The sequence below is a fragment of the Pseudomonas nitroreducens NBRC 12694 genome, assembly GCF_002091755.1.
Lineage (GTDB): Bacteria > Pseudomonadota > Gammaproteobacteria > Pseudomonadales > Pseudomonadaceae > Pseudomonas > Pseudomonas nitroreducens.
The window spans coordinates 118259-133318 of record NZ_BDAI01000001.1; the positions used below are offsets into that span (position 1 = coordinate 118259).

The 15060-nt window shown below is 65.7% G+C and carries 10 protein-coding genes; 3 read left to right on the forward strand and 7 right to left on the reverse strand.

All coding sequences use genetic code 11. The annotated features are described in order from the left end of the window. Positions 1–39 precede the first annotated feature (39 nt). The 5 genes from PNI01S_RS00560 to PNI01S_RS00580 form a co-directional block, all read right to left on the reverse strand. On the reverse strand, positions 40–2421 hold the full coding sequence (locus tag PNI01S_RS00560; protein ID WP_084357195.1) for a TonB-dependent receptor plug domain-containing protein: 2382 nt from the start codon (positions 2419–2421) through the stop codon (positions 40–42). A 370-nt stretch (positions 2422–2791) separates the two neighbouring features. After that, complete coding sequence (locus PNI01S_RS00565) at positions 2792–3475, reverse strand: molybdopterin-dependent oxidoreductase (protein WP_084357196.1); 684 nt, start codon at positions 3473–3475, stop codon at positions 2792–2794. 11 nt (positions 3476–3486) lie between these two features. Further along, positions 3487–4542 (reverse strand): substrate-binding domain-containing protein, encoded by a 1056-nt coding sequence (locus tag PNI01S_RS00570; RefSeq protein WP_084357197.1) that lies wholly within the window; start codon positions 4540–4542, stop codon positions 3487–3489. A gap of 28 nt (positions 4543–4570) precedes the next feature. Then, positions 4571–5593: an ABC transporter permease gene (locus PNI01S_RS00575; protein ID WP_024765862.1), complete on the reverse strand. Its 1023-nt coding sequence runs from the start codon at positions 5591–5593 to the stop codon at positions 4571–4573. Beyond that, positions 5586–7124, reverse strand: coding sequence for a sugar ABC transporter ATP-binding protein (locus tag PNI01S_RS00580; protein WP_084357198.1), 1539 nt, complete (start codon positions 7122–7124; stop codon positions 5586–5588). The genes PNI01S_RS00575 and PNI01S_RS00580 overlap by 8 nt, the downstream gene beginning before the upstream one ends. Before the next feature lie 254 nt (positions 7125–7378). On the opposite strand from PNI01S_RS00580, the gene yghU reads away from it, so the two are divergent. Continuing rightward, positions 7379–8215, forward strand: coding sequence for a glutathione-dependent disulfide-bond oxidoreductase (gene yghU / locus PNI01S_RS00585; RefSeq protein ID WP_024765863.1), 837 nt, complete (start codon positions 7379–7381; stop codon positions 8213–8215). A 223-nt stretch (positions 8216–8438) separates the two neighbouring features. Here yghU and ycaC read toward each other — a convergent pair whose 3' ends face one another. Then, positions 8439–9068: an isochorismate family cysteine hydrolase YcaC gene (gene ycaC / locus PNI01S_RS00590; RefSeq protein ID WP_024765864.1), complete on the reverse strand. Its 630-nt coding sequence runs from the start codon at positions 9066–9068 to the stop codon at positions 8439–8441. Positions 9069–9256: 188 nt separating this feature from the next. Further along, entirely contained in the window at positions 9257–9667 is a 411-nt protein-coding gene (locus PNI01S_RS00595) for a helix-turn-helix domain-containing protein (protein WP_084357199.1), read from the reverse strand. A gap of 465 nt (positions 9668–10132) precedes the next feature. Between PNI01S_RS00595 and PNI01S_RS00600 the strand changes: the two genes are divergently transcribed. Then, positions 10133–12919 carry an ATP-binding protein gene (locus PNI01S_RS00600; protein WP_084357200.1) on the forward strand — a complete coding sequence of 929 codons (2787 nt, stop codon included), beginning with the start codon at positions 10133–10135 and terminating at the stop codon, positions 12917–12919. Positions 12920–13203: 284 nt separating this feature from the next. Then, positions 13204–14877 carry an arylsulfatase gene (locus PNI01S_RS00605; protein ID WP_084357201.1) on the forward strand — a complete coding sequence of 558 codons (1674 nt, stop codon included), beginning with the start codon at positions 13204–13206 and terminating at the stop codon, positions 14875–14877. Positions 14878–15060: the final 183 nt, after the last annotated feature.

The window sequence follows — 15060 nt, forward strand, 5'->3', positions numbered from 1 at the left end:
AGGGCCGCGATGCGGCCCCTGGATTTTCAACAGCGCAGATCAGAACGAATAGCTCGCGCGGGCGTAGTAGTACGCGCCGTTGGAGCCGATCGGCGAGAGCACGTCGTACGGCAGGTTGCCGCCATAGTTGATCTCCGAGCTGGAGCGCTCCGGGTAGTTGTCGGTGAGGTTGTTGCCGCCCACCGCCAGGCTGAACTGCGGGGTGAACTTGTAGGCCACCTCGGCATCCAGCTGCCACACCGCGCCGTAGGTCTGCTCCGGGTGGTAACCATCGCCGAAGTCGAACACGCGAGTGGTCTCGCCCTGCCGCGTCAGGCGGCCGAGCAGGTTCCACTGCGCATCGCTCCAGGTGGTGGTGAGGATGAAGCGATCCCGGGGCGCGGCGTCGGTCAGGGTGTTGCGTTCCTCCACGCCCACCAGTGCGTCCTCGCCGATACCCAGGTTGGAGAGCTGCTGCGGAGTGGCCTTGGTGCTGCGCACCTTGGTGTGGTTGTAGGTGTATGCGGTGGTCACGCCCAGCTGGCCGCCGACGAAGGGCTGGTGGTAGTTGAGTACCAGCTCGGCGCCATCGGTACGGGTGTCGGCGGCGTTGGTGAAGAAGTTCACGTCATGCACGCCGGCCACGCCGAAGTTGTCCTGGATGAACTGCTCCATGGCATCGCTGCCGATGCGCTGGGACAGGGTGATGCGGTCGTCGACATCGATGCGGAACACGTCGAAGGACAGGTCGAAGCGCTCGTTGAGCTGCGCGGTCAGGCCCAGGCTGAAGTTCTTCGAGGTCTCCGGGTCGAGCTTCTCGGCGCCCAGCGCGCGGGCGATCGGGTCGTTCACCGAGAGCACGCGGATGTCGGTCAGCGTGCCGCCGTCGCCGAAGTTGCTGGTGGTGTTCTGGAAGCCGACCTGGGCCAGCGACGGCGCGCGGAAGTTGGTGGACGCCGCGCCGCGCAGGGCCAGCACCGGGGTCAACTGGTAGCGCCCGCTGAGCTTGCCGGTGAGCTTGCTGCCGGCGTCGTCGTAGCGCTCCCAGCGCGCAGCGGCATCGACGAAGAACTGGTCGGTGAGGTCGCCCGACAGGTCGATGTAGGTGCCGAAGACGTTGCGGTCGATGTCCGACTCTTCGCTGGGACGCAGGCCCGCTGCGCCATCCGCCCCGACGCCGTAGTACGAGGCCGCGTCGCCGGCGGTGGTGATGTAGTTTTCGTAGCGGTACTCGCCACCGAGCGCGAGCACGAACGGCCGCCCGGCAAGGCTTAGCTCGCGGCTGAGGTCGAGGTTGGCGACGCTCTGGCGCAGTTCGTAGTCGCCGGTGTCGAAGCGGGTCGGCGTATCCTCGCCGAGCGATGCGTTGAGCGTGCGCCGGGTCGAGGATTCGAAGCGGTTGCGGCCGTGGGTAACGCTGGCGTCGTAGTCCCAGGTATCGGCGAGCAGGCCCTTGTAGCCGACTGTCGCGGACAGGTCGGTGTTGTCGCCCAGGGACTGCGGCAGGTAGCCGTTGGGGTAGATCTCCGGGTGCTCGTCCGGGTAGCGGTAGAACTCCGCGCCGGTGGTGTGGCGCTCGTTGTACAGGCCGAAGGAATAGAGCTTGCCGCTGCCCAGGGCGAGGTCGCCGTTGAACCAGGCGTTGACGTCACGCGCCAGGCCATCACCCATCACGTAGTTGCGCTGGCCGGGGGTGTCGGCGAAGCCGTCGTAGCCGGCGCGGTTGGTCGGCTCGCGGTTGATGAACTCGGCGCCGCCACGGATGAAGCCGTCTTCGCCCAGGCGGGTGCCGGCCTTGGCCGCGGTATAGGAGTTCTGCCCGTCGGTGGTGGTCTTGCCGATGGCGTCCTGGTGGGTGTGGTAGGCGCCGTAGCTGGTGGTTACCTCGCCGCCTTCGGGGGCATCGTCGAGGATGATGTTGATCACCCCGGCGATGGCGTCGGAGCCGTACTGCGCCCCGGCGCCGTCGCGCAGTACTTCGATGCGTTTGATGGCGCTGATGGGGATCGAGTTGAAGTCTACCGGCGCGGTGCCTCGGCCGATCTTCGAGGAGTCGTTGACCAGCGCCGAGGTGTGCTGGCGCTTGCCGTTGATCAGGACCAGCACCTGGTCCGGGCTCATGCCGCGCAACTGGGCGGCGCGCACGTGGTCGGCGCCACCGGAGTTGGACTGGCGCGGGAAGTTGAAGGACGGCAGCAGCGTCGCCAGGGCCTGGCCCAGTTCGCCGCCGACGGCGCCGGTCGATTGCAGGTCCTGCGCCGTGAGCACGTCCACCGGTACGGGGGAATCCAGCAGGGTGCGGTTGTTTCCGCGGGCGCCGGTGACCAGCACGGTCGCAAGCTTGGTGGTGGCCTCGGGGGTCGACGAACTTTCGTCGGCATGCGCGGAGGCCTGGGCGATGACCGAGGCCACCGCAACGGCAATAAGGGAACGGGATAACACGCGAAATACTCCTGTCTCGCTTAAAGAGCGCCACTCGCCGTTGGCGGCGAGTCCGGAACTCCGCTGGTGTGTTTTTCTGATTGGCTCGAGCGGTTGGTGTCGGAAGTCCGGAAACCGCGAGCGACTGTTCCCCTCAGGTGGAAAAACAGTGCTCGGGAAAGCGCTCCAGGTGTCACGGCCGGTCTCTCTTCGTGATGAGCGAAAAGGCGCGGCTCTCGGTATCGCGGGTCATCCCTGACCCGATGGGGAAGGCGTCATCCTAGCTAGTGGCAGAATGCTTTTAAACGAATAAAAAATGCTTTGGTTATAACTAGCTACCATGTTCGCCAAGCAACATCGGCCGGTGTTGCGAGGGCAACAGTGCATGCCTTCAGTCGAAGGCTTTTCGCGTCCATTCGTCCTCGGGAATATCCAGCGCCGCGCCGGAGAATCGCTCCTCGCGGAACGGGTCAGCCTCGTTGTGGAAGCCGTTGCGCTCCCAGAATCCGGGCCGGTCGGTATCGCTGAATTCCAGCTCGCGCAACCACTTCGCGCTCTTCCAGAAATAGCGCCCGGCGATCACCAGCCGCAGCGGCCAGCCATGCACCGGGGTCAAGGGTTCGCCGGCGTAGTGCGTGGCGAGCAGGCTGTCCGGACGCAGCAGTTCTGCCAGCGGCAGGTTGGTCTCGTAGTCGTGGTCGGCATGGGCCATGACGAATTGCCCGGCCGGCCGCACGCCGTAATGATCGAGCAGGTCGGCGAGATGCACGCCTCGCCATGAGGTGTCGAACTTCGACCAGCGCGTGACGCAATGGATATCGCAGACCAGCTCGCGCTGCGGCAGCGCCAGCAGGTCGTCGAGGCTCAGCTCCAGCGATTGCGGCCCAGGATTTTTCCCTGACAACGCACCGGTGAGCCGCAGGCGCCAGGTTTCACGCTCGTACTCCGGCACCTCGCCTTCATGGAGAATCGGGAAGCGCTCGGTCAGCACCTGCCCCGGCGGCAGGCGTTCGCCGTAACGCGGGTCGCCCGCCGGCGAGCGTGCCTTCTGCAGGCGCCTGGCCTTGTCGTGCATCCCCGATGCCCTCAGTTTGCCAATGGAATCCACGGCGCCTGCGCGACCTTCTGCGCCTCGCCGAAGGCCGGTACCTTGCGTGCCAGGTCGCGGACGTTCTTCACGTCCAGGTCGAGCAGTTGCTGGCGGGTGATCAGGGTCGGCGGCACCAGCACCTGCTCGCCCGGATTTTCCCCGGCGATGCGCAGGGCCAGGCTGCGCACACTGATGGCCCCGGCCACTTCCGGGTTGACCGCGGCAGTGGCGCTCCAGGCACTCCCCTCTTCCTTCATGATCTGGATGTCGGCGGTGGAAATATCGGCGCTGTAGATCTTCACCTGCTTGCCCAGGCCGGCTTCGTCCACGGCGATCTTCACACCCTTGGCGAACTCGTCGAAGGGTGCGAAGAACACGCTGATGCCAGGGTTGGCGCGCAGCACTGCGCTGGCCTGGTCGGCCACCGAGTTGGCAATCGGCGCATTCAGCGTACCGAAGCGCGCCTTCTCGACGATGCCGGGGTTCTCAGCCTTCACCTGGCGCCAGATTTCGTCGCGGCGCTCCATGGGGGTGAAGCCGTCGATGTACACGTAGCCGGCCTCGAAGGCCTTGCCGTTGTCCTGCAGCACCTGCTTGAGCGCCAGGCGTGCCAGCTCGCGGTGGTCCTGCTCGACGCGGGTGATGCGCGGGTCGTTCACGTCGACGTCGAAGGTGACCACCTTGATGCCCTTGGCCAGCGCCTTGTCGATGGAATCCTTGAGCGTCTCGGCGAGGCCGAGCTGAACGATGATGCCGTCCACGCCCAGGTCGATGGCCTGCTCCAGCATCTCGCGCTGGGTGGCCGCCTGCTGGCGGGCATCGAACACGCGCAACTTCACGTCCAGCGCGTTGGCCTGCTTCTCCACGCCGCGCAGGTAGGCTTCCGGGAAATCACCGGAGAACAGGTAACCGACCAGCGCGATCTGCACACCGCCCTTGTCGAAAGGTGCCGGCGCGCCGGGCAGGCCAGCCGCTTCAGCGGTCGCCGCGCCGGACAACAACAGCCCGCCGGCGAACAGCGCGCGCAGGGATTTGGCGGGGGTGAACTTCATCCGTTGAATCTCCGAAAAAGGTAAGTGATCAGCGCCCGCGCCGGGCCAGACCGAAGGTGAACATCAAGGCCGAAACGAGGACCGCACCCTTGACGAAGTCCTGGGCGTAGTAAGGCGCGTTGAGCATGGTCAGGCCGTTGAGCAGGGTCGCCACCAGTACCGCGCCCACCAGTGTCCCGAAGGCATTGGGCTTCTGCGCGCCGAGCACGGCAAAACCGATCAACGCGGCGCCCAGGGCATCGAGCACCAGCCCGTTGCCGGAGCTGACATCGCCGCGTCCGAGTCGCGCTGCCAAGAGCAACCCACCCAGGGACGCGAGCAGCGCCGAGAGCACATAGGCGAGCAGCTTGTAGCGCTCCACCGGCGCACCGGCGAGGCGCGCCGCCTGCTCGTTGCCGCCGATCGCGTAGAACAGCCGGCCCGGCCGCGTGCGTTCGAGGAACAGCCAGACCAGCAGCGCACAGCCGAGCATCACCACCACGGGCACCGGCACGCGGTCCCACAACTGCGCGCGGCCGAGTGCAAGGAACCAGCTGGCGAAGGCGCCCGGCGCTTCGTCGCCGTTGGGCAGGGTCATGCCGACGGCGATGGAGCGGCCGCCGGTGGGGATCAGTTGCACACCGACCACCAGGAACATGCTGCCCAGGGTGGCGAGGATGTCCGGCACGCGCATGCGCACGATCAGCCAGCCGTTGAGCAACCCGACCAGGGTGCCGAGGCCGAGGCTGATGAGGATTGCCGCCAGCGGCCCCCAGTCCAGCACCACCATCACGTAGCTGGCAGTCATCAGGCTCAGTGCGGCGACGGCACCGATGGACAGGTCCAACCCGCCCACGGCCATGCTCAGGGTCACGCCCAGGGCGAGCAGCGCGACGATGGACACCGACTGCAACACCAGGAACAGATTGCCGACCCGCAGGAACGCCGGCTCCAGCAGCGCGAATACCAGCACCAGCGCAGCCAGCAACAGGAGCAGCGCGTAGTGGATGAGGAAGTCGAGCAGGCGTGCGACGGAGGACGTCGCCGGGCTGCCCACTGCAGTTCTAGACACGCGCGGCTCCTTGGCGTGAAGGGTGGAATTGGGCTGGCGCCAGGTGGGCGACGATCTCGCTGCGCTGCAGGTCCTGCCGGGGCAGTTCGGCGACCACCGCGCCATCGCGCACGACAAGGATGCGGTCGGCAATTTCCAGGGCTTCGTCCGGGTCGCTGCAGATCACCAGCGTGGCGCGGCCGGCGGCACTGGCGCGGATACGTTGGCCAATGTCGCGGCGAGCGCGCACGTCGACGCCCTGGAAGGGTTCGTCGAGGATCAGCACCCGGCCCTGCCCCAGCAGCCAACGGGCAAGAATGACCTTCTGCTGGTTGCCGCCGGAAAGCAGCTCCAGGGGATGTTCCGGGCCCGGCCCCTTGATGCCGAGCGCTTCAATCTGCCCGGCAACCTCGGCGCGCTCGGCGTTGCGGTCGATGAACGCGCAGCGCGAGAAGCGGCGCAGGAACGGCAATGTCATGCTGGCGCGCACCGAGAAGCCCGGCACCCGCGAGTTGCGCGCGCGGTCCTCGGCGGCGAAGAACACCCCGGCGGCGATGGCTTCCCGTGGCGAACGCGGTTGCCAGTCACGGCCATCGATCCGGATCGATCCAGCGTGCTGCCGACGCAGGCCGAACAGCACTTCGGCGATCTCGCTCTTGCCCGCGCCGAGCAGGCCGGTCAGGGCGACCACCTCGCCTTCGTGCAGGTCCAGGTCGAATACCGCGCTGTGCGCATCAAGCTGCCAGTCGCGCAGGGACAGCACCTTCGCGCCGCGCTGCAAAGGCTGCAATTGGACCTCGCCCAGCGCGGCGCCGAGCATGGATTCGACTGCCGCGGCGAGGTCCAGCGGCGACTCGAATTCGCCTACCAGGCGCCCATCACGCAGCACCAGCGCGCGGTCCGCCACGCGTTGCAAGTCCGACAGCCGATGAGAGATGTAGAGGATCGCCACGCCGCGTTCGCGCAAGTGGTCGATGAGATGGAACAGACGCTCGGCCTCGAAGGTCGACAAGGATGCGGTGGGCTCATCGAGGATCAGCAAGCGTGGATTTAGCGCCAGCGCACGGGACAGGATCACCAGCTGCCGCTCGGCAGTGCCCAGGGTTTCGATGGGCGCCTGCAGCGGCAGGCGCAGCTCCAGCGCGGCAGCAATTTCAGCGGCGCGCTTCAACGCTTCGTCTGGGCGGAAAAGGAACGATCCGGTGGCGCCGCAGAGTTCGTCCAGCAGGAGATTCTCCGCGACGCTCAGGCCGGGCACCACGCCCTGCTCCACCTGCTGGTGCACCGCGACTATGCCGTGGCGGCGGGCGTCCTGGGGCGAGGCGAAACGAACCGGCTCGCCATCGATCAGCAAGTGTCCGGCATCGTGGCTGTGGGAACCGGCAAGAATCTTCACCAGCGTCGACTTGCCCGCGCCGTTGGCACCGAGCAGGGCAAGCACCTCGCCGGGACGGATTTCCAGGTCCAGGTCGACCAGCACGCGGTTCTCGACAAAGGACTTGCCGACGCCTTCGAGGCGGAAGAATGCAGCGCAAGCGGGCTGGGCAGACATGGGACTCTCGATAGGACGCGAAAGAGCGAGAGCGTCATTTCAGAGCTTCGCCGTTGGACTGAGTGGCGATTCTTTTATAATCTCAAATCATGCATCAACTTATTTTTAATATCGTTTATGCATATGCTAACAACCGCCCGAGCGAGGCGCCGCGCATTGTTCGCCCAGCAACAACAGCCCGAGAAAAACGGCTGACGCGACGCAGATCGGGCGGGTAGCATCCACGCATTCAACCCACAAGGTGAGCACTCGAGATGGCGAACGATACCTACACTCCCCCCCGCGTCTGGACCTGGGACAAGAGCAACGGCGGCGCCTTCGCCAGCATCAACCGGCCCGTCGCCGGCCCGACCCACGACAAGCAGTTGCCGCGCGGCAAGCACCCGCTGCAGCTGTATTCGCTGGCCACGCCCAACGGCGTGAAGGTCACCATCCTGCTCGAGGAACTGCTGGAGCTGGGCGTGACCGAAGCCGAGTACGACGCCTGGCCGATCAGGATCAGCGACGGCGACCAGTTCGGCAGCGGCTTCGTCGAGATCAACCCGAACTCGAAGATCCCCGCCCTGCTGGACACCAGCGTCGATCCGGAACTGCGCATCTTCGAATCCGGTTCGATCCTGGTCTACCTCGCGGAGAAGTTCGGCCACTTCCTGCCCAGGGACCTGGCCAAGCGCACCGAGACGCTGAACTGGCTGTTCTGGCAGATGGGCAGCGCGCCCTTCCTCGGCGGCGGCTTCGGCCACTTCTACGCCTACGCGCCGGAGAAGTACGAGTACCCGATCAACCGCTACGCCATGGAGGTCAAGCGCCAGCTGGACGTGCTCGACCGGCAACTGGCCGAAAACCGCTACATCGCCGGCGACGAATACAGCATTGCCGACATGGCGATCTGGCCCTGGTACGGCGCACTGCTGAACAACCAGGTGTACGAAGCCGCCGAATTCCTCGACGTGGAAAGCTACACCCACGTGCGCCGCTGGACCGACGAAATCGCCGCACGCCCGGCGGTGCAACGCGGGCGCCGAGTGAACCGTACCTGGGGCGATGATGCGTTGCCGGAGCGGCACAGTGCGGAGGATTTCAAGCGGTAACGGGCGCAACGAAGCCTGCTTCTGCGGTATTCCGCTGCTCATCTGCAGTCGGATGGAGATCGTTGGCAGAATCTGCTCGTGTGCAGCCCGATGCTCTTGTAGGAGCGAGCTTGCTCGCCCCCCCAGCGCCGGCCTTATCGGCGCATCGCGGAGAAGCTCCGCTCCTAAGAAAAGCAAAAGCGGAGCCTCGCTGGAGGCTCCGCTTTTTTTATTGCGGGGAAGGTTATTTGCCAGCAGTCAGCGTGCTGTAGGCAGTGATCAGGTTCCGATAATCCGGAATGTGGTTGGAGCACAGCGCCGCCAGCCCTTCGATATCGTTGCGCCAGTCGCGGTGCAGCTCACAGGCCACGCCGAACCAGGTCATCAGCTGCGCACCGGCCGCTTCCATCCGGCGCCAGGCGGCGTCGCGGGTCATCTCGTTGAAGGTGCCGGAGGCATCCGCCACCACGAACACGTCGAAGCCTTCCGCCAGGGCCGACAGCGCCGGGAACGCCACGCAGACCTCGGTCACCACGCCGGCGATGATCAGTTGCTTCTTGCCGGTGGCCTTCACTGCTTTCACGAAGTCCTCGTTGTCCCAGGCGTTGATCTGGCCAGGGCGGGCAATGTACGGCGCATCGGGGAACTGCGCTTTCAGCTCGGGAACCAGCGGGCCGTTGGGGCCGGTTTCGAAGCTGGTGGTGAGGATGGTCGGCAGGTTGAAGAACTTCGCCAGGTCGCCCAGCGCCAGCACGTTGTTCTTGAACTTGTCCGGATCGATGTCGCGGACCAGCGAGAGCAGACCGGCCTGGTGGTCGACCAGCAGGACGGCGGCGTTGTCTTTGTCCAGGCGGTTGTAGGTAGCGTTGGTCATGGTGAAATCCTCGATTTGCTTTCAGTGGGTGCCGGCGCTGCCGGAAAGGGTTTGGACTCGTTTTGCAGTGCGTCACTGCATGGAACAAAGATTAATTTCGACACCCTTGATCCACTAGACGGCAAAAATTGCCTCTAGCGTTCCATTTACAGAACGACAAACACATGGAGCACCGCTGGGCGCTCGGGCTAGCCCGCGTGCCGCCAGGTCGAACGGTGTTCCTCATGGAAGAACTGGCGCTGCCAGCTCAAGGGCGTAACGCCTTCGATGCGGTAGAAAATCCGGCAGAAATGCGCCTGGTCGCAGAAGCCACACTGCAGGCCGATCTCCGCCAGCGGGAAGGACGATTCGCGCATCAGTTGCTTGGCCTTCTCCACCCGCAGGATGCGCATCCACGCCTGGGGCGAGTGACCCGTGGCGACCTTGAACTTGCGGGTGAAATCGCTGCGCGACAGGGCGCAGGCGGCGGCCAGGTCGCTCACCGCGATGCCGCTGTCCAGATGCTTGAGCAGCAAGTCTTGGGCGCGCTCGCGCTGCCAGGGCGCAAGATCACGCTTTGGCGCGTCCACTGGCATCTGGCCGATCAGTCTCTGAAGCATGCTGGTCCCTCCCCTGCGGTCTGCTGGCCATTTTTTGTGGGCGAAGGGGTGGCGGCGAGTTAAAGCTGGTTAAACGGCATTAACCCGAGGGAGAGAAAAGGCGGCGCACCGAAGACCGGGAAGCGGATTTTCCATTGCCCGCGTCGTCACTTGCGATCATCGCGACAGCTCCCGACTGACACCCGCCAAGCCTTGCCCGGCCAGGCCTGCGAGGCAGAGCAGCCAGCAGCGCAGGACACCCGGAAGGCAATGTCGAGGTGAACGCGGCGTTAATCGTTATTAGGCAGAATGTCCGGATCAGGCTCGCCGACACAGGATGGCCCAACGCCGAGCCGTCGTTTACCCTGAGTGTCATTCACAAAAAGAATGGCCAATCGACCGCAGAGTCGATGGACCTGCGCCACCAGGGCCAGCACCTGGGCCGGCGCGAAACCTGCCCCAGCGTGCGAAAGCGACGACCAGACGATGACTCCCGAGCCCGTGGCGACGGTCGAAACCGTGCTTCATTTCGGCCCCTACCAGATATTCCCCACCTCACGCATGATCCTCGAGGCCGGCCGTCCGCTGCGCCTGGGCCAGCGTGCACTGGACATCCTTTTGGCGCTGCTGGAGCGCGACGGCCAGGTGGTGAGCAAGGGCGAACTGCTGGCCCGCGCCTGGCCCGGCCAGGACATCGACGAAGGCAACCTGCGGGTGCACATGGCCGCCCTGCGCAAAGCCCTGGGCGATGGCCAGAATGGCCGGCGCTTCATCGTCACGGTGGCATTGCGTGGCTACAGCTTCGTCGAGCCGCTGACCGCTTCGACGCAATCCACGCCGGCCCACGACCCGGGGGCCGCGGCGAACCACAATCTGCCGCCGCGGCGCAATCGCCTGCTGGGGCGCGAAACGGAGCTGGAGCGCCTGGTTGCCGAACTGCCGCAACGCCGCTGCATCAGCCTGGTGGGCAGCGGCGGGATCGGCAAGACCAGCCTCGCCCTGCAGGCCGCCGAGCGTTTCATCGGCCAGTACCGCCACGGCATCCGCATGCTCGACCTGACCCCGTTGCAGGACGCGCGGCCGTTGAACAGCACCCTCGCCAGTGCCCTGGGCATTCCGGGACTGGCAGGCGAATCGTTGGAACAGATCTGCACCCAGGTCGCCGACCGGCAGATGCTGCTGCTCATCGACAACTGCGAGCATCTGATCGAAGCCGCCGCGCATCTGGTGGAGTGCCTGCTGCGCCATGCGCCGCAGATGCATATCCTCGCCACCAGCCGCGAAAGCCTGCGCGCCACCGGCGAGCACATCCAGCCGCTGCGGCCGCTGGCTTGCCCGCCAGCACGGCTCGGCAGCATCGAGGACGCCCTCGCCTACCCGGCAGTGGCGCTGCTCATCGAGCGGGCGAAGGAGACCCACGAAGAGTTCGAATTCCGCCCCGAGGACCTGCCGCGGGTCGGCGAAATCTGCCGGCGCCTGGAGGGCATTCCGCTGGCGCTGGAACTCGCCGCCGGGCACCTGGGCCAGGCCGACGGCAGCATCGATGCGTTGTTGCAGGGTGGCTACCTCGACCTGCCGCTGCAATCCGATCGCCACCAACACCTGCGCGCGATGCTCGACTGGAGTTACGCGCTGCTGCGTCCCGCGGAGCAATCCTGCCTGCGGCGCCTCAGCGTCTTTCGCGGCAGCTTCACGCTGGACTCCGTCGCCGCGGCCCTCGGCCAACCGGCGGACCTGGGCACGGCCTTCCTGCTGGTGAATCACCTGACGGCCAAGTCGCTGCTGAGCACCGAGGTTCGCGGCGACGAAGTCACCTACCGACTGCTCGAACCAACCCGTCTTTATGCGCTGGAAAAACTCCAGGCCACCGGCGAACTCCACGAAGCCCGGGAGCGTCATCTGGAACTCTGCGAGCGCGCGATGCAGGCCGCGCAGGATGAGTGGGAACGGTCGGCGTCCCAGGGCTGGCTGCAACGCCACGCGCCATGGCTCGCCGATGTTCGCGCCGCGCTCGACTGGGGCCTGCACGCCGAGGTCCGGCACACCCTGGCGATCCATCTCGCGGCCTGTTCGTCACCGCTGTGGCAGGAGCTGTCGCTGCTGCACGAGTACGGCCCCTACGTGAGCGCCGCACTGGGCCTGCTCGGCGCACAATCCGCTGCATCGCTGGAGCTGGCCATGCGCCTGGAGCTGGCGTTGGGCAACACCACCTATCACGACGTGCGCAACAGCCAGGCGAACGAGGCCTTCCAGAACGCGCGGTTCCTCGCCCAGCAGATCGGTGACCGCCCTGGCGAGCTCACCGCGCTGTCGGGTGGCCTGGCGGTGCTGCTGTGGGCCGGCCAGTACCAGTTGGCGGCCGAGCATAGCCAGCACTTCGACCGCCTGAGCAGTGGCCAGGGCGAGATACTCGCCACCAGCGCACTGCGCCTGAAGGTACTGGCGCTGCATTACTCGGGGAATCAGGTACTGGCCCAGTCCGTCGGCGACGACGTACTTGAGCGCCTGGAACAACAGCGACAGGCGAACCGCTTCGCACCATGCCTGGGCGTGCAATACGACCAGCAGGTCGCTTCCCTGGCCACCCAGGCTCGCACGCTCTGGCTGCGCGGCCTGCCGGAACAGGCGGAGCGTATGGCAGCGCAGGCCATCGAACTGGCCTGCGAAATCGACCACAGCGCCTCCATCGCCTACAGCCTCGCTGCGGCCGGTTGCGTCATCGCTTTCTATAACGGCGAACTCGACAAGGCTCGTCAACGCGTGCGGCAGATGGTCGAGGTCGCCGAGCGCCACCGCGTTCCGCTGTTCACCGACTGGGCGCGGCACTATGCTTGGGCCATGCGCTTCGAGGACTCACCCGGCGCCCCCGCGGTCGGCCTGGTGCGCGACATCGTGCAAACCCTCGGCGGCCGTCCCCTGCCCGCAGACCCGGCCCAGTTGATGCGTGCAAGAACCGGCGCAGCAGGTTGGTGTGCGCCGGAAATCCTGCGCAATGAAGCCGTTGCCCTGCTCGAGCGCGACGACCGCGAATCCCTGCTCGGCGCGGAAACCCTGCTGACCCGCGCCCTGGCACTGGCCCAGGAACAAGGTGCGCTGGCCTGGGAACTGCGCTCGGCCACCTGCCTGGCGGGGCTGTGGCACACGCAGGGCCGATCGGAAGCCGCGCGGCAACTGCTGCAGCCGGTCTACCGTCGCTTCACCGAAGGCTTCGACTCGCCCGATCAGCAACGGGCGCGGCGCTGCCTCGAGCTGTGTGACTCCGCCGGCAACTGACTGATCCCCCTTCCCAAGCCCGGCGCCCCGGAAAGCCGCCTGTGCGGGCAGTCATGTTCGATGCCGATAAGGCATGAAAAGTATTCGCCGAAGGCAATGGCGCGTTCTCACAAGGGCGTCCTTAATGGGCGCTCTTATCGCTTGAAGGCATCGATATCTTCCTGGATATGCCGGAAAAGGAGCTTCCCCAGGCTGCACTCAAGCCAGGGAAACAGGCTGCGAAGCGCCCATCGCGCGCAGCTGCCAGCCCTCACGATGCACCGCACCACCTGCCTGAGACGACCATGAGCAAACGCCCGAACTTCCTGCTGATCGTTGCCGACGACCTGGGTTTCTCCGACCTTGGCGCCTTCGGCGGCGAGATCGACACACCGAACCTCGATGCCCTGGCCACGGCTGGCCTGCGTTTCACCGATTTCCATGCAGCGTCTGCCTGCTCGCCGACCCGCGCCATGCTGTTGACCGGCACCGACCATCATCTCGCCGGCATCGGAGCGATGGCCGAATTCAGCGACGAGACCATCCGCCGCAACCCCGGCTACGAAGGCCACCTCAACCGGCGCGTGGTGACCCTCGCCGAGCTGTTGCGCGACGCCGGCTACCACACGCTGATCTCCGGCAAATGGCATCTGGGCCGTACGGCGGAGACCTCGGCGGCGGCACGCGGTTTCGAGCGTTCGTTCATCCTGGAAGGGGCCGCACACAACCACTACGGCTGGTCGCCCGACGTGGTGCCACACAAGATGCCGCGCCTGCTGCATGCGGTGGAAGGCACTTACCGCGATGGCCTCGACCCGGTAAGCGAACTGCCGAAGGATTTCTATTCCTCCGATGCCTTCACCGACCGCCTGCTCGACTACCTGGACGAGCGCCCGACGGACGATGGACGGCCCTTCTTCGCCTACCTGCCCTTTTCCGCCCCGCACTTCCCATTACAGGCGCCGGACGAGCTGATCAGCAAGTACAAGGGGCGCTACGACGGCGGTCCCGATGTGCTGCGCGAACAGCGTCTGGCGCGGCTGAAGGAGCTGGGGTTGATCGCCGAAGACGTTGAAGCCCACCCGGTAGTAGCCGACACACCGAACTGGCACGAACTGGATGACGCAGGCAGGCAACAGTCGGCCCGCGCCATGGAGGTCTATGCCGCCATGGTCGATCGCCTGGACTGGAACGTCGGCCGGGTCATCGAGCACCTGCGCACCAGCGGCGAACTGGACAACACAGTGATCGTGTTCCTCTCCGACAACGGCGCCGAAGGTGCAGCGCTCGAAGCCCTGCCCATCGTCGGCAAGCGCGCCCAGCGCTTCATCGCCAAGCATTACGACAATCGCCTGGAGAACGTGGGCCGCGCCAACTCCTATGTCTGGTATGGTCCACGCTGGGCCCAGGCGGCCACCGCCCCCTCGCGCCAATTCAAACTCTTCACCAGTCAGGGCGGCATCCGCGTTCCAGCCTTCATCACCTGGCCCGGGCTGCATCTGCAGGGAACCATCAGCCATGCCTTCGCCACGGTGATGGACATCGTGCCGACCCTCCTGGAACTGGCCGACACGCGCCATCCGGGCCCCCACTACCAGGGCCGCGAGGTGTTGCCGATCCGTGGCCGTTCGCTGCTGGCGTACCTTCAGGGACAAGAAACCGAGCCGCACGCGCAAGACGAAACCACCGGCTGGGAGCTGTTCCGCGCTCGTGCCATCCGCCAGGGCCGCTGGAAGGCGCTGTATATTCCCAAGCCTGACGGTCCGGGGCGCTGGCAGCTCTACGACCTCGCGCGCGATCCCGGCGAAATCCACGACCTGGCGGAGCGGGAGCCGGAGCGCCTGCGCGCTCTGGTGGAGCAATGGCAGCGCTATGTCGACGAAACCGGTGTGCTCGACTTCAGCTTCGCCGGCCGCCTGTTCCGTGAGCTGGCGCGAGGTCTGCTGCGCGTCTTTACGCGACAGCCAAGAACATTGTGAGCACCGGCGATACCGGCGGTTTTCCGGGACCACGGCGCACGCCCCTGCGCCGCAACCCGCCAGGCATATTTTCCATGCTGAAAACGCATCGTCGTGGTCACAACCCGCAACGGCCTCCACTTAGGCATTTCAGTTATTTAAATAATAAAAATAATTCCTTCATGAGCTAAAAAATGCTTGCCA